This is a genomic window from Streptomyces exfoliatus (assembly GCF_000725545.1).
Classification (GTDB): domain Bacteria; phylum Actinomycetota; class Actinomycetes; order Streptomycetales; family Streptomycetaceae; genus Streptomyces; species Streptomyces exfoliatus.
In genome coordinates, this window is record NZ_JNZP01000029.1 from 41,449 (window position 1) to 62,351 (window position 20,903).

The 20,903-nt window shown below is 71.3% G+C and carries 17 protein-coding genes and 1 pseudogene; 10 read left to right on the forward strand and 8 right to left on the reverse strand.

The features are described 5' to 3' along the window. The first annotated feature begins 174 nt into the window (after positions 1 to 174). Complete coding sequence (locus IO20_RS38990; protein ID WP_281181686.1) at positions 175 to 450, forward strand: RICIN domain-containing protein; 276 nt, start codon at positions 175 to 177, stop codon at positions 448 to 450. Between the two features lie 153 nt (positions 451 to 603). On the opposite strand, the gene IO20_RS0128445 is transcribed toward IO20_RS38990, so the two are convergent. The 3 genes from IO20_RS0128445 to IO20_RS0128455 form a co-directional block, all read right to left on the reverse strand. Continuing rightward, positions 604 to 1,692, reverse strand: coding sequence for a LacI family DNA-binding transcriptional regulator (locus tag IO20_RS0128445; protein ID WP_030554962.1), 1,089 nt, complete (start codon positions 1,690 to 1,692; stop codon positions 604 to 606). A gap of 158 nt (positions 1,693 to 1,850) precedes the next feature. Further along, a complete protein-coding gene (locus tag IO20_RS0128450) occupies positions 1,851 to 4,238 on the reverse strand; it encodes a beta-galactosidase (protein ID WP_078946198.1) in 2,388 nt (795 codons plus the stop codon). After that, positions 4,238 to 6,007 (reverse strand): glycoside hydrolase family 35 protein, encoded by a 1,770-nt coding sequence (locus IO20_RS0128455; RefSeq protein ID WP_030554966.1) that lies wholly within the window; start codon positions 6,005 to 6,007, stop codon positions 4,238 to 4,240. Before IO20_RS0128455 ends, IO20_RS0128450 begins: the two co-directional genes overlap by 1 nt. A 613-nt stretch (positions 6,008 to 6,620) precedes the next feature. Here IO20_RS0128455 and IO20_RS0128460 point away from each other — a divergent pair. After that, positions 6,621 to 6,845, forward strand: a pseudogene (locus IO20_RS0128460) (helix-turn-helix domain-containing protein); the annotation flags it as partial. A 121-nt stretch (positions 6,846 to 6,966) separates the two neighbouring features. After that, positions 6,967 to 7,437, forward strand: coding sequence for a hypothetical protein (locus tag IO20_RS0128465; RefSeq protein ID WP_051874736.1), 471 nt, complete (start codon positions 6,967 to 6,969; stop codon positions 7,435 to 7,437). Between the two features lie 64 nt (positions 7,438 to 7,501). Here IO20_RS0128465 and IO20_RS0128470 read toward each other — a convergent pair whose 3' ends face one another. Continuing rightward, positions 7,502 to 8,131, reverse strand: coding sequence for a DUF4232 domain-containing protein (locus IO20_RS0128470; RefSeq protein WP_030554973.1), 630 nt, complete (start codon positions 8,129 to 8,131; stop codon positions 7,502 to 7,504). A 342-nt stretch (positions 8,132 to 8,473) separates the two neighbouring features. Between IO20_RS0128470 and IO20_RS0128475 the strand changes: the two genes are divergently transcribed. Then, complete coding sequence (locus IO20_RS0128475) at positions 8,474 to 9,175, forward strand: 2-phosphosulfolactate phosphatase (RefSeq protein ID WP_342668798.1); 702 nt, start codon at positions 8,474 to 8,476, stop codon at positions 9,173 to 9,175. Positions 9,176 to 9,330: 155 nt separating this feature from the next. Here IO20_RS0128475 and IO20_RS40415 read toward each other — a convergent pair whose 3' ends face one another. Beyond that, the gene (locus IO20_RS40415; protein ID WP_157850815.1) at positions 9,331 to 9,483 is read right to left on the reverse strand and encodes a hypothetical protein; all 153 of its coding nucleotides are present in this window, start codon (positions 9,481 to 9,483) and stop codon (positions 9,331 to 9,333) included. Between the two features lie 584 nt (positions 9,484 to 10,067). Here IO20_RS40415 and IO20_RS0128485 point away from each other — a divergent pair. The 5 genes from IO20_RS0128485 to IO20_RS0128505 all read left to right on the forward strand — a co-directional run bounded on the left by IO20_RS0128485 (position 10,068) and on the right by IO20_RS0128505 (position 16,971). After that, positions 10,068 to 11,810: a PP2C family protein-serine/threonine phosphatase gene (locus IO20_RS0128485; protein ID WP_245685078.1), complete on the forward strand. Its 1,743-nt coding sequence runs from the start codon at positions 10,068 to 10,070 to the stop codon at positions 11,808 to 11,810. 128 nt (positions 11,811 to 11,938) lie between these two features. Next, entirely contained in the window at positions 11,939 to 13,459 is a 1,521-nt protein-coding gene (locus IO20_RS0128490; protein ID WP_030554981.1) for an ABC transporter substrate-binding protein, read from the forward strand. Beyond that, entirely contained in the window at positions 13,456 to 15,180 is a 1,725-nt protein-coding gene (locus IO20_RS0128495) for an ABC transporter permease subunit (RefSeq protein WP_037636447.1), read from the forward strand. The genes IO20_RS0128490 and IO20_RS0128495 overlap by 4 nt, the downstream gene beginning before the upstream one ends. Continuing rightward, positions 15,170 to 16,198 carry an ABC transporter ATP-binding protein gene (locus tag IO20_RS0128500; protein WP_245685079.1) on the forward strand — a complete coding sequence of 343 codons (1,029 nt, stop codon included), beginning with the start codon at positions 15,170 to 15,172 and terminating at the stop codon, positions 16,196 to 16,198. Before IO20_RS0128495 ends, IO20_RS0128500 begins: the two co-directional genes overlap by 11 nt. Beyond that, positions 16,195 to 16,971 carry an ABC transporter ATP-binding protein gene (locus IO20_RS0128505; protein WP_078946199.1) on the forward strand — a complete coding sequence of 259 codons (777 nt, stop codon included), beginning with the start codon at positions 16,195 to 16,197 and terminating at the stop codon, positions 16,969 to 16,971. The genes IO20_RS0128500 and IO20_RS0128505 overlap by 4 nt, the downstream gene beginning before the upstream one ends. A gap of 28 nt (positions 16,972 to 16,999) precedes the next feature. Here the strand turns inward: IO20_RS0128505 and IO20_RS0128510 are convergent, their stop codons facing one another. Together IO20_RS0128510 and IO20_RS0128515 are read right to left on the reverse strand one after the other, a co-directional pair. Next, positions 17,000 to 17,413, reverse strand: coding sequence for a DUF6924 domain-containing protein (locus tag IO20_RS0128510; RefSeq protein ID WP_051874737.1), 414 nt, complete (start codon positions 17,411 to 17,413; stop codon positions 17,000 to 17,002). 286 nt (positions 17,414 to 17,699) lie between these two features. Further along, on the reverse strand, positions 17,700 to 18,440 hold the full coding sequence (locus IO20_RS0128515) for a class I SAM-dependent DNA methyltransferase (RefSeq protein ID WP_030554990.1): 741 nt from the start codon (positions 18,438 to 18,440) through the stop codon (positions 17,700 to 17,702). 376 nt (positions 18,441 to 18,816) lie between these two features. Between IO20_RS0128515 and IO20_RS40420 the strand changes: the two genes are divergently transcribed. Then, complete coding sequence (locus IO20_RS40420; RefSeq protein WP_157850816.1) at positions 18,817 to 19,236, forward strand: hypothetical protein; 420 nt, start codon at positions 18,817 to 18,819, stop codon at positions 19,234 to 19,236. On the opposite strand, the gene IO20_RS0128525 is transcribed toward IO20_RS40420, so the two are convergent. After that, a complete protein-coding gene (locus tag IO20_RS0128525) occupies positions 19,217 to 20,596 on the reverse strand; it encodes a cytochrome P450 (RefSeq protein WP_030554994.1) in 1,380 nt (459 codons plus the stop codon). The genes IO20_RS40420 and IO20_RS0128525 overlap by 20 nt on opposite strands. Between the last annotated feature and the right edge of the window lie 307 nt (positions 20,597 to 20,903).

Genomic DNA, 20,903 nt, shown 5'->3' on the forward strand with positions numbered 1-20,903 from the left:
CCCCCGCCCGGTGCGTCCGGCGGGGGCTCCTTCACGTGACGCGCGCAGCGCTCAGCAGGCCGATCCCAGGCGTCGCCGCACACGGCATGGCCGGCCCTCGTTGGTCTCGCCTTCGGCCTTTCGGCCGCTCCGGCCCAGGCCGCGCCGTCCCTGTATTACCGGGCCACCGTCGAGATCCGCGCGGAGCACTCCGGCCACTGTCTTGAGGTGGCGGACTGGAGCAGGGCGAACGGCGCAGCCGTCCGCCAGGGGCCCTGCACCGGTGGCGACAACCAGAAGTGGCACCGCTACTCCCAGGCAGGCGACCCCGGCGCGTGCTACTACGTGAACGTCGACAGTGGTAAGTCCCTGGAAATCGGCGGCTGGGGACGCCACCACGGTGCGGCCGCCAACCAGTGGGACTGCGGTCGTCGGGCCGTCGCCCAGGCGTCCGCCCGTTCACGCGGATGAACGGCCTGCGGCGCCGGGCAGGCGGCTGCCGGACTCCGGGGACCGACACTCAGCCGGAACTCCCGTGCAGGCGCGTTCGATGGATCGTCCGCGGGCCGGATGGACAGGTCGCGGTTCACCGCCGCCGGTGATCAGATCCCTGCGACAGAATCCTCAGCCGTCGGCTCGCCCGGGCGCCGGCCCCGTACTGCCCCGCACGATCAGTTCGACAGGGACGACCGACCGGACACCGCGCTCCCCGCTCCCCGCGAGCCGCTGTACCAGCAGGTCGACCGCGCGGCGGCCCGTCTCCGCGAAGTCGTTGTGGACGGTGGTCAGAGGCGGCAGCAGGTAGGGGGCCTCGGGGATGTCGTCGTAGCCGATGACGCTGACGTCGTCGGGCACCCGCCGGCCCGCCTCGTGCAGGGCTCGCAGAACGCCCAGCGCCATGTGGTCGTTGGAGGCGAAGACGGCGGTGGCGTCCGGCCGGGAGGCCAGTCGCCGGCCCAGGGTGTAGCCGGAGCTCGCACTCCAGTCCCCGATCAGGGGCTCGGGCACGAACGCGCCCGCCGCCTCCAGGGCCCGGCGCCAGCCCCGTACGCGCTGTTCGGCTGCGAGCCAGCCACGGGGCCCCGCGATGTGGTGGACGGTGCGGTGTCCGAGCGAGAGCAGGTGCTCGACGGCGAGGCCGGCGCCCGCGGCCGAGTCCGAGGTGACCACGGGGACGTCCGGCCCGAGGTGGCTCTCCAGAATGACCAGGGGGATGCCGGGAGCGATGTCGGCCAGTGCCTTGTCCGTGTCCTGCTGCGGAGCGATGGCGATGACGCCGTCCGCTCCCTCCGCGGCCAGCCGGCCCACGGCCTGCGCGACGGCGCTCGCTTCGGACTGGGACAGAGCGATCGAGCTGATCAGGTACCCGGCCTCGCGGGCCGCGTGGTTGATCGCGGTGAGGATGGAGGCGGGGCCGTGTCGGGACGCGTCGAACGAGATCACGCCGAGGACCCGGGTACGGCCGCTCGCCAGGGAACGGGCGCTCGAACTGGGCCGGTAGCCCAGCTCGTTCATCGCCGCCAGAACTCTCGCTCGCGTGTCGGGACGTACGGAGGGGTGCTCGTTGAGAACGCGGGAGACGGTCTGCTTCGAGACCCCCGCCAGCCGGGCGACGTCATCCATCACGGGCTTGGTGCCGGCGAAGCTGCGGCGGCTGCGCCCGCCGGCGGCCGGTCTGCCGGTGGCCGGTCTGCCGCTGGCGGCTGCGGACATCGTGGTCTCCTCGGGAGCACCGGATCGATCTCGGTCGTCGGCCGTCCGGCCGGTTCAAGGATATGCCGGACGGCCGTGGCGTCGGCCGCGGCCCTGGCCAGCCACCTGTGCCAGGTGTTGCCAGGTGTATCAGGCCGACGAGACCCGAACGGCGGGCCTCAGCCCAGGCGGACCCGCCAGGCTCGCTGTGCGGTCCACGTGACACCGCCGACGTGGGCTTTCCGGTGCGGCGCCGTTCCCGACGGAAGGTGCACCCCCTGCTGTCCGGGGTGCAGAGGAAGGAGCCGCAGCGTGATCCCCTGGGTCCGCACCGCGCCCGCGTCCAGCCGGTCCAGGCCGATCTCCCAGGGCGCCCCGGACTGGAACTGGTCGGCCACGAGCGTCTCGCCGGTGTAGGCACGCGCCACGTCACCGGTCCAGTAGATGCTCAGGAGTACTCCGTCGGGCCGGTCGAGGAGCGTGTCCGGTACGTCGATGCGGTACTCGGCCGCCACGGTCTCGTAGTACGTGTCGTCCGGAGCGCTCGCCCGGCCCAGGGAGTTGGCCGTGGGCACGGGTGCGGGTCCGGCCGGCCGGGTGCGCCGGACGGGGAGGCGTGCGGGGGCCTGCGTCGGCGGCTGTGCCGACAGCAGCCGGTAGCGGGTGAAGATCCCGTCGGGTTCCGTGTGCACCTGCGCGCCGGGAACGCTCAGCCGCTGCCGCGGGGGCGGGAAGACCGCGAAGGACGGTTCGGCGGCCGCGCTGTGGACGCGTACCTCGTCGCGGTCGAAGACGACCCCGTCATGACACAGCACCAGGCGTTCGGCGCCCCACGCACGGCCCCGGTAGACGCTCGGAGCCGTGGTCCCGTCCAGTACGAGCAGGCCGACGCGTCCGCCGTCAGGAGTGCCGATCTCCACGAGGGCGTCGGTTCCCGGTGTCAGGCCGGTGATCAGGATGCTCCCGTCGACATGCGTGACGGCGCCGCTCGGAGCCCTCACCGAGGAGACCGAGGAGGCGTCCAGGGCGAGTTCGGGGCGGATGCCGTCGACGGCGGCGAGGACGAGGACGGTCTGCCCCTCGTGGTCGACCCGGCACACCGGCCGGGCGGTCGCCCACTCCAGCAGAGCCCCTGCCACCGGCATGCGCAGGGGCCAGCAGAAGGAGGCGCCCGAGGGGATCGTGACGGGTGTGCTGGGCAGCGTGACCTCGGTGCCGTCGGGCCAGACGATGTCGAAGGTCGTGTCGGGATGGGAGGGCAGCGGCTCGTGCGGCTGGTGGTTGTTGACGAACAGGAACCCCGAGGAGGCATCGCAGCGCACCGCCCAGCGCAGGGTGGAACGATCTGCCCGTCCGCTGGGCCGCTCCTGGGGCAGGACGGAGGTCATGGGTGCGATGCGGTGCCCGGAGTCGGCGAGCAGCAGGTGCTGGAGGCGCAGCTCGTGGTACGAGGGCCGGTACTGGCCGTACTCGCCCAGTGGGGCCTGGAAGTCGTACGTGAGTACGGGCAGATCGTTGGGGTAGCCGGTGGTGTGCGACTCCTGAAGGGTGCTGAGATCGCCCTTCGGGTTCGTACCGCCGTGGAACATGTAGTAGCCCTGCCACGTCGATCCGCAGCCGATCTTGACGAGTCCCAGAGCGGCGACGTCGGCGGCGTCGACCCGTGGCCGCCGGTGGTAGGAGTGGGCCATGCCGCCGCCGAGTTCACAGGTCGCCCACGGGAACCGGTCGGTAGGCGCGCCTTCCCCGCCCCGTACGGTCGTGGGCCGCAGGTCGGCGCCGATGCCCTCGTCGTCGCGCTGATGGGTGAAGAAGAAGTGGGTTCGGCAGGTGTCGGGCCAGCCGCCGTGGGCCTCGGTCCAGAAGGTCTCGGGGTAGCCGCCGTACAGCGGCAGCAGTTCGTCGGGCGGCAGCTCGACGCCGCCCCAGGCGGTGGCCGTCCACAGCGGGGCGCTGAGGCCGCTGCGCTGGGCGAGTCGTTTGAGGGTGAGCAGGTGGGCGGGCTGGTCGTAGAGTTCGTTCTCGATCTGGATGGCGACGACGGGACCGCCGTCGGCCCGGTCGAGTCCTCGCAGCTGTTCGCCGACGGCCGTGAACCATCGCTGTACGGGTGCCAGGTAGGCCGGGTCGTCGGTACGCGGTACGCAGTCGAGGCCGAGTACCCAGTCGGGCAGGCCGCCGTTGCGGACCTCGGCGTGGCACCAGGGTCCGATCCGGGGAACGAAGTCGAGACCGTGGCGGGCGCACAGTTCGGCGAAGTGCCGCAGGTCGCGGTCGCCGTCGAACCGGATGCGGCCCTCGTGCTCCTCGTGGTGGATCCAGATCACGTACGCGGCGACGACGGTGATGCCGCCCGCCTTCATCTTCAGGAGTTCCTCCTCCCAGCGCGCCGCGGGGTAGCGGCTGAAATGGAATTCGCCGGAGACGGGGAACCAGGGGCGGCCGCCCCTGGTGAGGTAGCGGCTGGTCACCTCGATGGGGTCGGTGGCTTCGGGCGCGTCGCCGAACGGCAGGTGTCCCGAGAGCGGAGGGGCGGCGGGCGGCGGCAGCCGCAGGTGGTTCCGCATCAGATCTTCGCCACTCCGAGGTCGGGTGTATCGGTCAGAAGGGCTCGTGAGGCGACCGTGGCGTCGAGTTCGAGGAGCACCAGCTCATTGGTCCCTGTGCGCAGAGCGGGCGCGGGCACGTAGAGGGTGCGCTGTGGGCCGCGGTTCCAGTACCGGCCGAGGTTGAAGCCGTTGATCCACGCCTGCCCCTTCGTCCAGCCCGGCAGGGCGAGGAAGGTGTCGGCGGGTGTGCCGACGTGGAAGGTGCCGTGGTGGAAGGCCGGCCCGGCTCGCGTGGCGTCGTGTGGGGCGCCGTGTGTGGCGTCGGTGAGGGGGGCGAGGTCGTTCAACGCCAGCGGGTAGGCGACCCACTCCCGCAGTACGGCGCCGTCGAAGGACACCGGGCCCAGGAGGCCCTTGTCGTCGCCGATGCGGGGTCCGTAGTTGACCCCGCCCATGTTCTCCACCAGGACGTCGAGTCGGGCGCCGGCGCGCGGCACCCGCACGGTCAGGCTCTCCTGGTGGTGTTCGTGTTCGAGGACGCCGGCGGGGGCGCCGTCCACGAAGACCTGGGCGCGGTCGCCGACGCCGTGGGTGAAGTGCAGGACCCCGTCCCCCGCGGCGGGCAGGGTGGTGCGGTAGAGCACGAATCCGGCGCGCAGCCCCATCGCTTCCATGGTCAGCGGTTCACGGGAGTGCACGGGGGCGCCGAGATCGCCGGCCCGGTCCAGGAGCGGTGTGCGGCGGTCCAGGGTCACCGTGGTGGGGGGCAGTTTCGGTGACGGAGCGGGAACCGGCTCGTCGGGCACGGGCGCGTGGCGGGCGATGACCTCGCGGAAGGCGTGGTACTTGGGGCTGGGGTCGCCCGACTCGGCCAACGGTGCGTCGTAGTCGTAGGAGGTGACGACGGGGGTGTAGGCGTGGTCGTGGTTGGCGCCGTTGGTGAAGGCGAAGTTGGTGCCGCCGTGGAACATGTAGATGTTCACGGAGGCGCCCGACGCGAGCAGGGTCTCCAGGGAGGCGGCGGCGTCGTCCGCGCTGCGCACATGGTGCGGTTCGCCCCAGTGGTCGAACCACCCGATCCAGAACTCGGTGCACATCAGCGGTCCCCGTTTCTGGTGGGCGCGCAGCCGCTCCAGGGACTGGTCGATCTTTCCGCCGAACGTGCCGGTGGCGAGCACACCGGGGATGCTTCCGGCCTCCAGGTGGGCGGGGTCGGCCTGATCGCAGGTGAAGAGGAGTTCCTCGACGCCTCGTCGACGGAGTGCCTGCTCCAGGTGCTTCAGGTAGTCGGCGTCCTCGCCGTACGCCCCGTACTCGTTCTCCACCTGCACCGCGATGACGGGCCCGCCCGCCGCTGCCATGAAGGGCGCGAGCGCGGGGAGGAGCAGATCGAAGTAGCCGTCGACCGCGTCGGTGAAGCGGGGGTCGCTGCTGCGCAGCCTGATGTCGCGGTCCGAGGTGAGCCAGGCGGGCAGCCCGCCGCCGTCCCATTCCGCGCAGATGTACGGTCCGGGCCGAAGCAGGACGTGCAACCCCTCCTCCTGGGCGAGGCGCAGGTGTCGCGGGAGGTCCAGGAGTCCGTCGAGGTCGAGGGTGCCGGGGGCCGGCTGGTGGAGGTTCCAGGGGACGTAGGTCTCCACCGTGTTCAGCCCCATCAGCCGGGCCTTGCGGAGCCGGTCCGCCCAATGGCCCGGATGAACACGGAAGTAGTGGAGGGCGCCGGAGATGATCCGGAAGGGTTCGCCGCGCAGCGCGAAGCCGTCGGCGGTGGTGGTGAGCGCGCTCATCGTCTGGCGAGTCCTTCTGAGGCGGGGGCGGTTGACGTACGGGGAGCGGGGGCGGTTGACGTACGGGGGGCGCGGGCGCTGATCAGCCGGCGAGTGGCGGCAAGGCACAAGAGCGAGGCGGCGGCAAGGAGCAGGGGGACCGCCCGGATGCCCGCCCTTCGATGACCTTGCCGAGCGCTGATCCCGCGGCCACTCCGCCGCCAGGGAGGCTGAGATGCCCAGGGCGCCCGCGCGGCGCGCCTGGAGGGCTTCCCGGTGCCGGGGTACTGCCCCTTCTGCGGCACAGCATGAACTCCTCGCAGTGGGTCGCCGGAGCCGACTAAGCGGCCCGGTCGGGCACGAAGGATCACTCGAAGCACGGGGAATGTTACCGGTAACTTTCACGGCCGCAAGAAGCCTTGGCCTCGAAGTCGGTTCAGGGCGGGGCGCGTTGTGCACGTTTCCGGAGGGAATGTTCACGGCTTGTACGCGGCTGTCGCGGCCCTGACGAACGATCGGATCAACGGGACCACACCCACCGGAGCCGTACGCGGTGTCGCGGATGCTGATGTCCATGCCGGGGCGGCTTCGACGGAAGGCTGCGACCAGCCTGGACGCTCCCGGGTCGGTGAGCTCCCGGGCACCGTTCGCCAGGCGCTTCGCGATGCTGACCGGCCAACCGCCCCTCGGTTGCCTGACCTGGTGGCGGATGACCACGGCAGCGCGCCTGCTGCGCACGTCGGACGCACCACTGAGGTCCATCGCCGCCCAGGTGGGCCACACGTCGGAGTTCGCCTTCGCCAACGCGTTCGAACGCACACACGGGACGGCACCCGGCATGTGCCGGCGAGCGAGCTGAACCCGAAGCCCCAGGGCCAGTCAGGCGGAAAGGCGGCGATGCGCTGCGCCGCCGCCCACCGCGTACCGGAACTGTGGCCTCCGCCATAGCCCTTGAGGTCGCCTGCTGATGAGGTCGGCGGATGACGATCCTCGCCCTCCTCGTCGTCGCGGCCCTCGTATGCTTCGGGCTCGCCGGCTACGGTTTCGGCAGACTCGGCCAGATCGGGGTACGCCGGGCCGACCGGCAGACCCGGCTGAGGTGCGCGGCCGCGCTGGCGGGCGCGGCTGCCGCGGCCGTGTACGTGTGGGGCCTTCTGAACCTCGGCGTGGCGATGCTCGACACGGACGACAGCGGCACCGACGCCTTCCCCACCCGGCCCTGCCGGACGGCGAGCGCCCCGGAGGCGGCAGCGGATGTCGTGGGTCACCGGATCGAGTACGTGCCACCCCGGTACATCTGTCTGCGGCGCAGCGGCGAGAACTACGCGACCGACGACGTACCCGGCTTCGTCGGCCCAGGCGCGGCGGGCCTCGCAGCGACCGCCGCCCTCTGCGCCCTCCTCGCCGGCATGACACCGCCGGCCTCTCCCCCGAAGCCCCCTGGGCAATGAACCAGGCCACACGCCCGACCACCGCCGCCTGGCCCACCTCCTCATCCAGAGGAGCGGGGCCTCGCTACAGGCTCAGCGCGTCCTCGGCGTCGTTCATCCATGCGGTGACGGAGTTGGCGTCGGAGACGTTCAGGTGGGGTGTCGCGGCCTTGAGCGGGATCTGCTTGAGGTCGGACTCCGTGTTCATGGTCATCGCGATCGAGGAGACCGTCCTGCTCTTGGTGTCCTTGAGACCGCCCATGAGTCCCGCGTAGGCGGACTGGCCCGGCGCCAGCCGGATGGCCTCTTCGATGCCGGGGGCCGTGCCGCGCTGCGTCGCCTGTCCGTCCAGGTCGCCGAAGGTCACGACCGGGTGCCCGAGTACCCGGCACGGTTTGCCCGACTTGTTGGTGATCTTCAGCAGGTAGCTGCTCGTCGTGGGCTCGGCCAGGCTCACGGCGAACGTCACGTCGTAGGTGCTGCAGGGAAAGACGTCGTAGTCCGGGTCGGTCGACGGCGCCGTCGTCGTCGGCTTGGCGGGCGGGGTGGGCTTCGGCGGCTTGGCCGGCGCGGAGGGGGAAGGGGAGGTGGAGGTGGTGGGCGTCGCGGTCGGCACGTCGCCTCCGCCCCCGGCGCTGTCGTCCGAGGGCCCGCAGGCGGTGAGCGCCAGCGTCGACATGGCGACGAGGGCGAGGGCTCTGTGAACGGTACTCATGGTGATCTCCCCCGGTGGCAAGGAACGAACTGCGCTCTCTGGGCTACAGGTTCGCGCGTGCGCTTCACGGTTTGGTGACGGTGCCTTGCCGAATTCACCACGGTTCGCCCCGAGGTGACGCCGCGCTTCGGTGCGTTTGCCGCCGGGCCACCTCGGCGCTCCTCTTCGCCACCGGCGATGTCGACTTCGGGGAGCCTCCCTGACGGAGAACGTGCGCGTGTCCGTGGGGCCCTGTCTGACCAGATTCCCGTGCGGTGGCCGAGCGGGCGCCCCCGGAGGAGCCTCTGTGACGTGGACCACTCTCCGGGTGCTTCGGGTCGAACCTGCGCGATCATGATCGCAATGGATACTCGTTTCCTTGGCACCGCCCAGCTGACCGAAACCCCGTCCGTGGCTGTCGTCATCGACGTCATGCGTGCGTTCACCGTGGCCGCCTGGGCCTTCGGCCAGGGAGCGGAAAAGATCGTTCTCGCCGAGTCGCTGGACGAAGCCCTCGCCCTCAAGGCCGTCCATCCGGATTGGGCAGCGCTCAAAGACGGTCCGGCGGTACCCGGGTTCGACATGGTCAACTCGCCGGGCATGCTGCGGTCGATCGACCTCGGCGGCCGGACCGTCGTACAGAAGACCACCGCCGGTACGGTCGGCGCCCTCGCGGTCAAGGACGCCTCGCTGGTGCTGTGCGCCGGCTTCGTGGTGGCGGAGGCGACGGCCCAGATCCTGCGGACACGCGCGTGCGACAGCGTGACGTTCGTCGTCACCGGCGAGGACGGGCAGGCCGATGAAGACCTGGCGTGCGCTCAGTACATCGCCCGGAGAGCCACCGAGTCCGGGACGGACGCCGCCGAGTACCTTCACCGCGCCGCCCGGTCACGGGCCGCCGCCGAGTTGACGGAGGGAGTACGCCGAGGAGTCCACCCCGATGACGTCGCGCTGTGCCTTGAAGTCGACCGGTTCCCCTTCGCCATGATCGCGGCCCTGGAGGACTCGCTCATGGTCCTCCGCCCCTGCGCCGTGCCCGCGCCGAGCGATATCAGCCCGGTCTGACCAGCCAGCCGGTCCGGGAGGCCGGCGGACGGGTCGCCCCACCCGCACGACGCACGCGTCCACGTCTGCGTCTCTCTCTACGTCTTCGACTGATCGGCACCGTCACCGCGGCGTCCGTCGCGATCCAGCTCCGCGCATTTTCGGCCCTGCAGCGGCTACTCGGTGGAGTGCGGGCCCGTCTTTCCTGTGAACGGGAAGAGCGGATAGCCCTCCGCGCACTGGCCTCCGGGTGGGTGGTACGGCCAGTCCATCCCCAACCGGTACAGCAACGCCAGTGCGACGACGGCCGCGAGCGGTGCGAGCCACATGACTGCCCGTCCACCCCGAAGGGGCCACCGCCGAAGTGCGAATTGGAACGGAAGCGGCAACAGAGTCATGCAGAGCCACACGACAGGCAGCGTCATCAGCAGCCCTACGTTGTTGCCGGCATCGTTCCCCAGGGGACAATTCGCCCACGACCGAACGGTCCACACTGTGCCGCCGTATGCGCCGAAGGCGGCAAGGGCGGGAGCGAGCAGGTACCAGCCGAACCCCGGGACAGAAGCGGGCGCCCCGCCTTCCACCCTCGACACGTACATCCCCTCGCCTCCCCTGAACACCGCGCCGCAGAGTACCGGGCAAGTGGACCGCCTACGGCTTTCGTCGGGCTCGGGTGCCCTCCCCTTCGAGGGGCCGCAGACGACTGCTCCCGCCGAGAGTCGGCCGCCTTGGGCCGCTGTGCATGAAACACCGGAGCACGGGCAGCCGCCGTCTTGGCGGCCGGGGGCGGGCCAGCCGCTCAAGGGTGGCTTGGGCCGGTATCCGTACCGGTCCCGGGGTCGGCCGAGTGTCCGTGGAACCGAGCAGCGGCGTGGCGCCGGGGCGGGGCGCGCCGAGTGGGTCGTGGAGGCGGATGATGAGTTTCCCCCTGCCCGACAGTGTCGATGCCCTCAAGGCCACCATCGGCCGCGAGGTCTCCGCACTGCGCGCCGCGGTACGGCGCAGTTCCGAGCAACCCCTCGAAGGACCGGTCGGCACGGACCTGGCTTCACCGATGCAGTCACTGTCCGTGCTCACACCGCCTTCGGGCACCGACGGAGCACCGCCGTGCCTGTGTCACAGCCACGAACCCGGCGGGAGCGGATCGTGCTCCCTGCTCGCCGCGATCCCCGCCTCGGCCGTCCTGCTCGAGCCGGTGCGTGACGACGCCGGCACCCTGCTGGACTTCCAGATCGTGGCCGGCAACCGGGTCCGGTCCGCGCACTGGCTGGAAGCCCCCCACCAGCAGGTCGGCCAGCGGTTCATAGAAGCACGGCCGGGCGCGACGTCCTCGGGGCTGCTGGCCGCACTGGCGGACGTCATGGACACAGGCGTGCCCTTGGAACGGCGGGTGGCGGACTACACCGAACAACGCCTGGGCCGGATCCACCGCGTACCGCTGCTGTACTCCGCGGCACGCTGCGCCGGACAGGTACTCGCCACGTGGCAGCCCGTACAGAGCCAGGCCGAACTCCTCACCATCGACGCCCAGTTCCTGGCATCGATGGGGTGGGGAAACTGGGACCTGCTGTCAGGGAAGATCACCTGGTCCGAAGGACTGTGCCGGATCTTCCACGCCGATGTCCGCATGCCATGGACACTGGAGCAACTGTGCGACGCGCTGCTGCCCGACGACCTCACAGCGCTCGCCGAGTTCCTCACCTCCGTACTCGCGGGCGAGGAACCCGCCTGGACACGCCTCCGGTTCGTCATCCTCGGCGAGCTCCGGACCCTCGACCTCCTGGGGCGACCGGTCACCGGTACAGACGGCAGGGCATGGGCGCTCAACCTCGTCGCCCGTGACCTCACCCCCCAGATCCGCAGCCGACGCCGACTGGCGGAGACCGAACGGGAGACGGACCTCCTGCGACGCCGGACCGAAACCGAACGAAAAGTCGCGGACGCCCTCCGCGAAGCGCTTCTGCCCACCCACTCCAAAGCGCTCGCCGCGGTCGGACTGACCGTCGCGGCCTCCTATCGCCCCGCCGAACCCGACGCCGCGGTCGGCGGCGACTGGTACAAATGCCGCCTCCTGCCTGATGGCCGCGTACTCATCGCCATCGGCGACGCCTCCGGACACGGCCTCGACGCCGTCGCCCGTATGGCACAACAGCGCCACGCCCTCGCGGGCCTCGCACAGACCGGTGCGTCCGCCGGCGAGATCACCACATGGCTCAACGAACTGGTCTGCAGCGACCCGGCAGGACACACCGCCACCGTCGTCGCCGGCCACCTCGACCACGACAGAGTCCTGCGGTGGACCAACGCCGGGCACCCCCCGCCCCTCCTTCTGCGTCAGGGGCAGACCCGACCACTCCAGACACCGCAACCCGACCCCCTGCTCGGCGCACTCCCCGGCTACACCTACACGACCACCACCACCGCCCTCCGCCCGGACGATCTTCTGGTCCTCTACACCGACGGCATGGTGGAACGCCGCGACGAAGACATCACCCAAGGGATCAACCGACTCACCGACGCCATCACCTCCTCTCCCACCCACGAACCCGAACAACTCATCAACGCCCTCCTCGCCACACCCACCGCCCCGCCCCACCACGCCGCCGACGATCCCCACACCGACGACACCTGCATCCTCGCCATTCACATCCGCTGACCAGCCGTCGCCAGAGCGGGAGCAGACATACACACCCCTTGAATGAAAATGATTGTCATAATGCTAAGGTCGTTGCCTCGTCAACCTTCCTCCCTTCCCTCACGAGGCCTTCCTTGTCCATGCCGCCCATGTCCGAAAACCCCCACCCGCGCCGCCGCCCCCTTCGACGGCTCCGGCGGCTCTCCCTTCTCGTCACCGGAGCAGCCGCCACCCTGATCACCGGATGTTTCTCCGGCGGTGCGACGTCCGCCCAGGGGGACGGCGGCGGGCGGGTGCGTCTGGCGATGATGCAGCCGCCGCGGTCGGGGCTCTCACCCCTGTCGGACGACGCCTTCAAGCTGTCGCGCTGGTCCTCCGCCGAGACGCTCGTCAAGCTCGACAAGGGCGGCGACGCCCGGCCCGCGCTCGCCACCGGGTGGAGGCAGAACGGGCGGACATGGACGTTCACCCTCCGGCAGGGCGTGACCTTCCACGACGGCACGGCCCTCACCGCACACTCCGCCGTGACGTCGCTGACCACCGCCGCCGGCGCCTCCCCCAAGCCCCGCATCCTCGACGGCGTCGACCTGACCGCCCGGGCCACCAGGTCCCACACGCTCACCGTCACCACCGCCGGGCCCGACCCCCTCCTGCCGCACCGGCTCAGCTCACCGCAGCTGTCGATCCTGGCCGCCAAGGCCTACCGCGGGAAGACCGTCAGCCCCGTCGGCGCAGGCACCGGCCCGTTCGAGATCGTCGCCGTCAACGGAGTCGCCTCGGCGCGACTCGACCGCTACGACCGGTACTGGGGCGGCAAGGCCAAGGCCTCCGGCATCGACGTGCGCTTCGTACCCGACGGCACCGCGCGAGCCGCCGCCCTGCGCAGCGGCGAGGCCGACATCGTCGAGGCCGTGCCGGTCTCGCAGGCCGGCCTCATGAACCGGAAACTGATCACCGAGGTGCCCATGCCGCGTACCAACACCCTCTACCTGAACACCCGTTCCGGCCCCTTCAAGGACGCGGGGCTGCGGGCCGCGGCCCGCGAGGCCGTCGACGCCCGACAGATCGTCACAGGCGTCTACGAGGGCAGGGCCGACGTCGCCCGAGGGCTACTGGGCCCCGCACTGCCCTGGGCCGCCGCCCTGCGCGGCGCCCCCGAGCGCGCCGCGGCCACCGACCCCCGCGGTGCCCGGATCACCATCGGCACCTTCACCGACCGGGCCGAACTCCCGGAGGTGGCCCAGGTGCTGCAGCAGCAACTGCAGGCCGCCGGCTTCCGGGTCACCCTCGACGTCCGCGAGTACGCCCACATCGAAGCCGACGCCCTGGCGGGCAAGTTCGACGCCTTCATCCTGTCGCGCGCCACGGTCCTGGACTCCGGGGATCCCGCCGCCTACCTCTTCAGCGACTTCGCCGCCGGCGGCTCCTTCAACATCTCCCAGCTCGCCGACCCCGCCGTCGACCGCGCCCTGAACACCGCCGCCCAGACCCCGGCCGGCGACGCCCGCCGCCGCGGCGTCATGAACGCCGAGGCCGCCGTACTCTCCACCGACGCCGCCATACCCCTGCTCCACGAACGCGTCATCCAGGGCGACGCCGCGAACGTCACCGGCGCGGCGCACGACCCCCGCGAACGCGAACTCATCACGCTCGACACCTTCGCCAGGTGAGGGCGACCGCCGCGCGGGCCGCCGCGCTCACCGCCGTACTCGCGCTCACCGGTCTGCTGCCTTGGCTGTCCGGCACGGATCCCGCCCTGAGCCTGCTGCGGGCGCGATCCGCCGAACAGGAACCCACCCCCGAAGCGCTGGCCGCCATCCGCACCGACCTCGGACTCGACAGCGGCCCCGTCGCCCTCCTCGGCCGGTGGGCCGCCGGACTGCTCCACGGCGACCTGGGCGTCTCGTGGGTGTCGGGCACCGAGGTCCTGCCCGCCGTCCTCGCCGGCCTGCAGGTGTCACTCACCCTGATGGGCGCCGCCGCCGCGGTGGCACTCCTGACCGGCGCCGCCCTGGCCGCACCGGCAGCCCTGCGAGGCAGGGCGGGCACCGGAACAGCGGCCGCCGTACTCGCCGCCCTGCCCGAGTTCCTGCTCGCCCTCCTCCTGCTGATCACCGTCGGGGTGTGGCTCGGCGGGCTCCCCACCTCCGGCTGGACCGGCCCCGCGCACCTCGTCCTCCCTGCCCTCGCCCTCGGGATCCCGGCCGGCGCGCTCCTCGGCCGGCTCGTCGCCGAAGCGCTGCCCGCCGTACTCGAGGAACGGTGGGTGGAACTCTGGCAAGGCGCCGGGACCAGCCGCCGGTACGTCACCACGGCAGCCCTCCGGCGCGCGCTGCCCCCGCTCGTCCCACAGTTCGCCATGGTCGCCGTCGGCCTCACAGGCGGCGCCGTCGCCGTCGAGACGGTGTTCGCGGTCCCTGGACTCGGCCGTACCGCGCTCGGAGCGGCCAAGTCCCAGGACCTGCCGCTGCTCCAAGGCGCCATCCTCGCCCTGCTCACGCTCGGGCTCCTCGCGGGCGCCGTCGGATCCGCCGTACGCCGCCGTCTCCTCGGCCCCGCGCTGCGCGACGCGAGCCTGACCCTGCCCACCGCCCGCCCCACGCCCGTCCCCACGGCCGTACCCGTCGCTCTCGGCGCCGTGCTCCTCACCACCATCGGCTGGGGACTGCTGCGCGAGCCCTATGCCATCCACACCACGGCCCGGCTCGCCGCCCCCTCAGCCGCGCACCCGCTCGGCACCGACGCGCTCGGCCGCGACGTACTCGCCCGGCTCGGGCACGGCGCGGTTCCCACGATCGGGACCGCCGCCGCCGTGTGCCTCCTCGCGGGCCTTGTCGGGCTCCTCCTCGGCTTCCTGCCCGACACCGCCACCGGATTCGCCGACGTCACCAACGCCCTGCCCCCCGTCGTCGCGGGAATCATGGTCGCCGCCGTCACCGGGCCCGGCACCGGCGCCGCGGCCCTCGCCGTCACCCTCACCGCCTGGCCGCCCCTCGCCTCCCATGCCGCCGCGCTCACCCAGGAGGTACGGGCCTCCGCCTTCCTCACGGCCCAACGCGCCATGGGCGCAAGCCCTCTGTGGATCCTCAGCCGCCACGTACTGCCCGCGGTCGCGGGACCCGTCGCCCGCCACGCCGTCCTGCGACTGCCCGGAACCGCCCTCGCCCTGGCCTCCCTCGGATTCCTCGGCCTCGGCGCCCAGCCGCCGACACCCGAGTGGGGCCTCCTCCTCAACGAGTCCGCCGACTACGCGGAACGCGCTCCCGTAGCCGCCCTCGCGCCGGCGGCCGCGCTCGCCCTCCTCGCCGCACTCGCCGTCACCCTCGCCGCCATGACGACACGCCGCCGCACGACGACCTCGCAGCGAAAGTCCCTCTCCCTTGCCCGCTGACAGCCGCATCCCCGCCCCTTCCTGCCCCACGCGCGACGCGAAGACTCGCCACCCGGTCGGCCAGAACCTTCTTCTCCCGGTCGGTGGGAAACCTCTTCTCTCGGTCCACGGCCTGCGCGTCCGTCTCGGCGGCGTCGACGTGGTCCGCGGCGTCTCCTTCGACGTCCACACCGGCGAAGTCCTCGCCCTGACCGGCGAGTCGGGAGCCGGCAAGTCCCTGACCGCCCGCGCCCTGCTCGGCATGCTCCCCCGCGAGGCCACCACCGACGGCACCGTGCTCCTGCGCGGCACCGCCGTGACACCGGCCGACCGGGGTCGTCGCATCGCGTTCGTTCCCCAGGACGCGCTCTCCGCCCTCTCCCCCGTCCACCCCGTGGGTGAACAGATCGCGCTGGCCCTCCGTTCGGTCCAGGGCCTGTCCCGCAAGGACGCCCGCAGTCGCGCACAGCGGGCACTGGCAGAGGTCGGCATCACCGCCACCGCGTCCCGCGCCCACCCTCACGAGCTCTCAGGCGGAATGCGCCAACGAGCCGTGATCGCGCTCGCGACCGTGAACACCCCCGACCTCCTCATCGCCGACGAACCGACCACCTCGCTGGACCCCGCCACCCAGGACACGGTCCTCACCCTGCTGCGCGAACGATGCACAGCCACGGGCGCCTCCCTGCTCCTGGTCACCCACGCCCTCGACGCCGCACGCAGCCACGCCGACCACATCGCAGTGATGTACGCCGGAACCCTCACCGAATACGGGCCGACGGACCACGTCCTCAACCGCCCTCTGACCCCCTACACCACGGCGCTCCTCGCCTCGCTCCCCACAGCCGACACCCCTCCCCGGACCAGGCTGGCCACCCTCCCCGGCAGGCCGCCCACCCCCGGCGAAACGACAGCGGGCTGCGCGTTCGCCCCTCGCTGCCCCCAGGCCACCGACCGCTGCCACACACAGCAGCCCGAGCCCCGCAGCCTCGACAACCGAATCATCACCTGCCACAACGCCGCTCTGGAGACCCCATGAACCCGCCGGTCCCAGCCACACCGCTGATCGTCGCGGACTCCCCCGCGCAGCCGACACCCTCTGCGGAGCCCCTGGCTCCCCCGCACGCGGGGCCCGCTGGGCAGCCACTGCTCAGCGTCCGTGACCTGGTCGTGCGCTATGGCACCACCACCGCGGTCGACGGCGTCTCCTTCGACATCCACGCCGGCGAGACCGTCGGGCTCGTAGGCCCGTCAGGCTGCGGAAAGTCCTCCACCGCCGCCGCCGTCCTCCAACTGCGCCGCCCCCACAGCGGAGAGGTCCGGTTCGACGACGTCGACCTCACCGCACTCGACGAACGCCAACTGCGCCCCGTCCGACAGCGATTGCAACCCGTCTTCCAGGACCCCTACGGCTCCCTCAGCCCCCGCCGCCGTATCCGGGACCAGATCGCCGAACCACTACGCCTGCATGGCCGCTGGTCCCACTCCGCAGGCCCGCGGAGAGTCGCCGAACTCCTCGACATGACCGGCCTGAATCCAGCCCTCGGGAGTCGATTCCCCCACGAGCTGTCCGGCGGGCAGTGCCAGCGCGCGGGCATCGCCCGCGCGCTGGCGAACACGCCTCGACTGCTCATCCTCGACGAACCGATATCGGCCCTGGACGCCTCCCTGCGCGCGGGCATCCTCAACCTCCTCCTGGACCTCCAGGACGGCCTCGGCCTCAGCTACCTCTTCATCTCGCACGACATCACCGCAGTCCGGCACCTCAGCAACCGCATACTCACCATGCGTGACGGGCGGCTCGTCAGATGACGTCAATACGGGCGCGTCCGCTGGGAGTTCACGAGCCGTGGAACGTCCCTGACCCGTCGGCAGCGTCGGCGAATTCCGCAAAGTCCATGTTGGCGATGCTGAGGTTGGCCGAGATGCCAGGGAACCACCGGGCTGGGACCCTGAAGGTCCGCCCAGGTTCGTCCGAGAGGTCCACGGCCAGGAGCGGATGATCCGGGTCGTTCATCGTGGTCGCGTCCGCCAGGAACACGTCGCCGATCTGGCTGTCCTCGTCCGCAGCGGTCTCTTCATCCAGCAACGTCTGGACTTCCACACCGGCATAGCGAAGCTCGCTGACATACGTGGCATGGGGGTACTCGTCAGCCGCGTCGACTGCAGCGCGGACCGCATCCCAGGCTCTGTCGTCACCGAAGTCGGTACGCAGGACAAGCGATGTCAGGTCATCAGGCTGAGGAAGAGGCATCTTGGGATCCTCTCACTCGACACTGACACCGATGCCGGCCGGCCAGCACCTGCCGCACCGATGAAACGCCTCAAGCAGCCTTGCGGAATCAACACCCTGACAAAGTCCCGCTCCACCCCACCCCACCCCACCCGTTCCGGCTCCGTCTTCGCTGTGGGAGAGGGCTCGTAGGCTGGTGAGGCGGCGGCCATGACATGGGTCATCGCCCCATGGCGCCGGCGACTCCTGAACTCCAGAGAGGAGTTCAGGAGAGGCACGGCCGACGTCCAGGGCCCGGTGGCCGGCCTCAGGTTGGCTTGCGCCACACGGAGACGTGCTTCGCGGAGTCCTGGGTGAACGGTGACCCGTCCCAGTCCGCCACGCGACGTTCCAGCTCGAGCCCGGCGATCCGCGCCATCAGGTCGAGTTCCGCCGGCCAGGCGTAGCGGTGCCGGGAGTTCTCGCGGCGGTAGTGGCCGTCGTCGCCGTCGCGGGTGAAGTGGTGCGAGACGAGCATCTGCTCGACCAGGTCGAAGGTGTCGAAGCCGAGATGCTGATGGGAGACGTCGAACGGCACCGCGACCTGGCCGGGCGGCAGGAGCCGCAGCGGCGGCACGCCCAGCTCGATGACGAATCGGCCGCCCGGCTCCAGATGCCGTGCGGCGTTGCGGAAGCACTCGACCTGCTCGTCCTGCGTGAGCAGGTTCGAGATGGTGTTGTAGACGAGGTAGACCAGGGTGAACCCGCCGGGAACGACGGTGGTGGCCATGTCCCCGATGACTACCGGGAGGGCGTCCTCGTCGATCTTGCGCCGCAGCACCGCTGCCATGTGCTCGGACAGCTCGATGCCCACCACCGGCACGCCGCGTTCCCGGAGCGGGACTCCCACCCGTCCGGTCCCGATGGCGAACTCCAGCACCCGGCCTTCTCCGGCGAGATCGGCGAGGAAATCGAGCGTCGGTCCGAGAACGGCAGCCGAGGACACTTCGGCTTCCTCGGCGTCGTAGCGGTCGGCGGTCGCGCGGGTCCACAGTTCACTGCTCGTCACGGGTGGCCACTGTGCCGGGTATCGAGGGGCGCTGTCGACGCATTTATGTTCTCCGTGGCTCAGCGCGCACTCGTCGTCGCCTTGCCAGGGCTTGACGACGGACGGACCTTCCGCCTCACCGGCCCCGCGCGGATCGAAGCGCCCGCTGTCGGCGTGCTTCTGGAAGTACCCACCTCAGTACAGCCGAACGTGCTCAGCTCCAGGCGCTTCAGTGGAAGGCGGTGGCGTTCTCCGCGGCCCACTGCCAGAACGGGCGGGTGGGGTTCCGGTGACCTGTGAAGCCGTGTCCCGCACCGTCAGCAGCTCGTCGCTGCCGTCGCCGCCGGTGACGTCGAGCACGGCGTCCGCGGCCCCGTCCCGAGGACCGCGGCCGTCTGTGCGTGTGCCTCCTGGCGGCTGCTCGGCGAAGGAAACCTCCCGGCCCAAGACTGCCGCGGGGGCCTCGAACCGCTGTTCGGCGGTTACCGGCTCGGGACCGGTCAAGGCCCCTGCCATTCGGCTGGCTCTTGCCGGTCTCGCCGTCGTCTTCCCGACGGACCGCACCCTGTCCGCCCTGACACCGCGCCTGCGGACCTTCATCCACCAGCACCCACCGGGCACCGAGATCGGCGACTACGTGCGGTTCGTCCTCGTCCTCGCCTCCCAGGACGCGGACCGGATCCTCACGGTCACAGAAGGGCTCACCGACGCCTACTGGACGGGAACGGCGCGCGGCGCGCCCACGCGGGCACGAGCCCTGCACCTCCTCGGCCAGATGCTGACCAAAGTGCCGCGCATCAGGGGTGTTCCGACCTGAGGCGTGCGGTCGGCGCGGGTGGTGCGGTGCGGGGGTGGGCCTTCATGTGGAGGTCCCGGAGTTCGAGGGTCACCGCCGCCGCCAGGCGGCCTCGGTGGGTCGGCAGGTGTTCCAGGCGCCATCGTGCGGCGATGGTCGCGAGGGCGACGGTCGCCTCGGTCATGCTGAAGGAGTCGCCGATGCATTTGCGGGCGCCCGCGGCGAAGGGGAGGAAGGCGTGGCGGGGCGGTTGGGGGTGCGGGGCGGCCCAGCGGTCGGGGGCGAAGGCTTCGGGGTCGGGGTAGAGGTCCGGCCGGTGGTGGATGAGGTAGGGGCTGTAGGCGATGCTCGTCCCCGCCGGCAGCGCGTACCCGCCGAGGTGCGTGTCGGCGGTGACCACGCGGGTGAAGAACCAGCCGGGCGGGCGCAGTCGGAGGGTTTCGGTGATGACGCGCTCGGTCAGTGGTAGGCGCGGCAGGTCGGCGTGGGTGGCCGGGGCGCCGGCCAGGACGGTGTCGACCTCGGCGTGCACGCCCCGCTCGACTTCGGGGTGGCGGGCCAGCAGGTCCAGGGCCGAGGACAGCGTGGCGGCGGTGCTCTCGATGCCGGCCAGGACGAAGGAGACGACCGTGTCGCTGATCTCGGCGCCGGTCATCCCGGGGCGGTCGTCCTCGGGGTCGTGGGCCGCCACCAGGGCCGAGAGCAGATCGCCGTGGTCGACGCCGTCGGCGCGGCGCTGGGCGATGATGCGCCCGACGGTGTCGTGCAGGCGGGCGCGGGCGGCGAGGTGGGCGCGGTTGCCCGGGGTGGGCAGACGATCCAGCGGCGGGATCAGGAACATGCGCTGGTAGAGGCTCTTGACCACAGTGGTGACATCGTCGACCAGACGGCCGTGCGCGGTCGAGGGCAGGGTGTCGGAGAACAGGGTCGCCGTGATGATTCTGGAGCTGGTCGTCATCATCTCGGCGGGGACGTCCAGGACCTGGCCGGGGCTCCAGGAATCGGTCGTCTCCTGCACGCAGCCGGTCATGGCCCGTGCGTAGTCCGGAAGCCGGGCCTGGTGGAAGGCCGGCTGGGACAGCCGCCGGAGCCGGCGGTGCGCTTGGTGCCGGCAGGAGACCACTCCGTCGCCGATCACCTCTCGTAGGCGGTCGTAGAGCGGGCCGCCCTTGTCGAAGACGCGGTCGTCCAGCAGAGCCCGCCGGGTCAGTTCCGGATCGCAGATCACGATGACGGCGAGGGGGCCGAGCCGGATGCGGACCAGCTCGCCGAGGTCGGGCAGCGAGTTCAGGAACGCCAGCGGATCCCGCAGCAGCGGAACGACGTGCCCGATCAGGGGCAGCGCCCGGGGTGCGGTGGGGATCGCACCGACCTCCTTCATGGCGCGCCGCGGTTCCTCTGGGCCGGTCCCCTCGTCGGGCGACCGTGGGCAAGGACGTCGGCCGTCCGTCGGCACGGCATCCGGCTGCGGCGCTCGGTGATCATCTCGCTCATCCACTCGACGTATCTAGCGCGGCCTTCGCCGTCACAGGCGTCCCGGCCGGGAAACGGCAGGTCAGCGTCCGTCACCCGGGTCGTTGTCAGGTTGACGAGCGGTGGCTCCGACGGGCGGCGCTTCAGAGGGGGTTCGGACCTCTGATCGATTGTCAGTGGTGGGTGAGACGTTAGGAGCATCGATCCGGAAAGAG

What these genes read in the sequence shown, in the direction of transcription:
- IO20_RS0128445 (WP_030554962.1), bottom strand. Translation starts at nt 1,692, where the DNA reads ATGTCCGCAGCCGCCAGCGGCAGACCGGCCACCGGCAGACCGGCCGCC.
- IO20_RS0128450 (WP_078946198.1), bottom strand. Translation starts at nt 4,238, where the DNA reads ATGCGGAACCACCTGCGGCTGCCGCCGCCCGCCGCCCCTCCGCTCTCG.
- IO20_RS0128455 (WP_030554966.1), bottom strand. Translation starts at nt 6,007, where the DNA reads ATGAGCGCGCTCACCACCACCGCCGACGGCTTCGCGCTGCGCGGCGAA.
- IO20_RS0128465 (WP_051874736.1), top strand. Translation starts at nt 6,967, where the DNA reads ATGACGATCCTCGCCCTCCTCGTCGTCGCGGCCCTCGTATGCTTCGGG.
- IO20_RS0128470 (WP_030554973.1), bottom strand. Translation starts at nt 8,131, where the DNA reads ATGAGTACCGTTCACAGAGCCCTCGCCCTCGTCGCCATGTCGACGCTG.
- IO20_RS0128475 (WP_342668798.1), top strand. Translation starts at nt 8,474, where the DNA reads ATGGATACTCGTTTCCTTGGCACCGCCCAGCTGACCGAAACCCCGTCC.
- IO20_RS40415 (WP_157850815.1), bottom strand. Translation starts at nt 9,483, where the DNA reads ATGTGGCTCGCACCGCTCGCGGCCGTCGTCGCACTGGCGTTGCTGTAC.
- IO20_RS0128485 (WP_245685078.1), top strand. Translation starts at nt 10,068, where the DNA reads ATGATGAGTTTCCCCCTGCCCGACAGTGTCGATGCCCTCAAGGCCACC.
- IO20_RS0128490 (WP_030554981.1), top strand. Translation starts at nt 11,939, where the DNA reads ATGTCCGAAAACCCCCACCCGCGCCGCCGCCCCCTTCGACGGCTCCGG.
- IO20_RS0128505 (WP_078946199.1), top strand. Translation starts at nt 16,195, where the DNA reads ATGAACCCGCCGGTCCCAGCCACACCGCTGATCGTCGCGGACTCCCCC.
- IO20_RS0128510 (WP_051874737.1), bottom strand. Translation starts at nt 17,413, where the DNA reads ATGCCTCTTCCTCAGCCTGATGACCTGACATCGCTTGTCCTGCGTACC.
- IO20_RS0128525 (WP_030554994.1), bottom strand. Translation starts at nt 20,596, where the DNA reads ATGAAGGAGGTCGGTGCGATCCCCACCGCACCCCGGGCGCTGCCCCTG.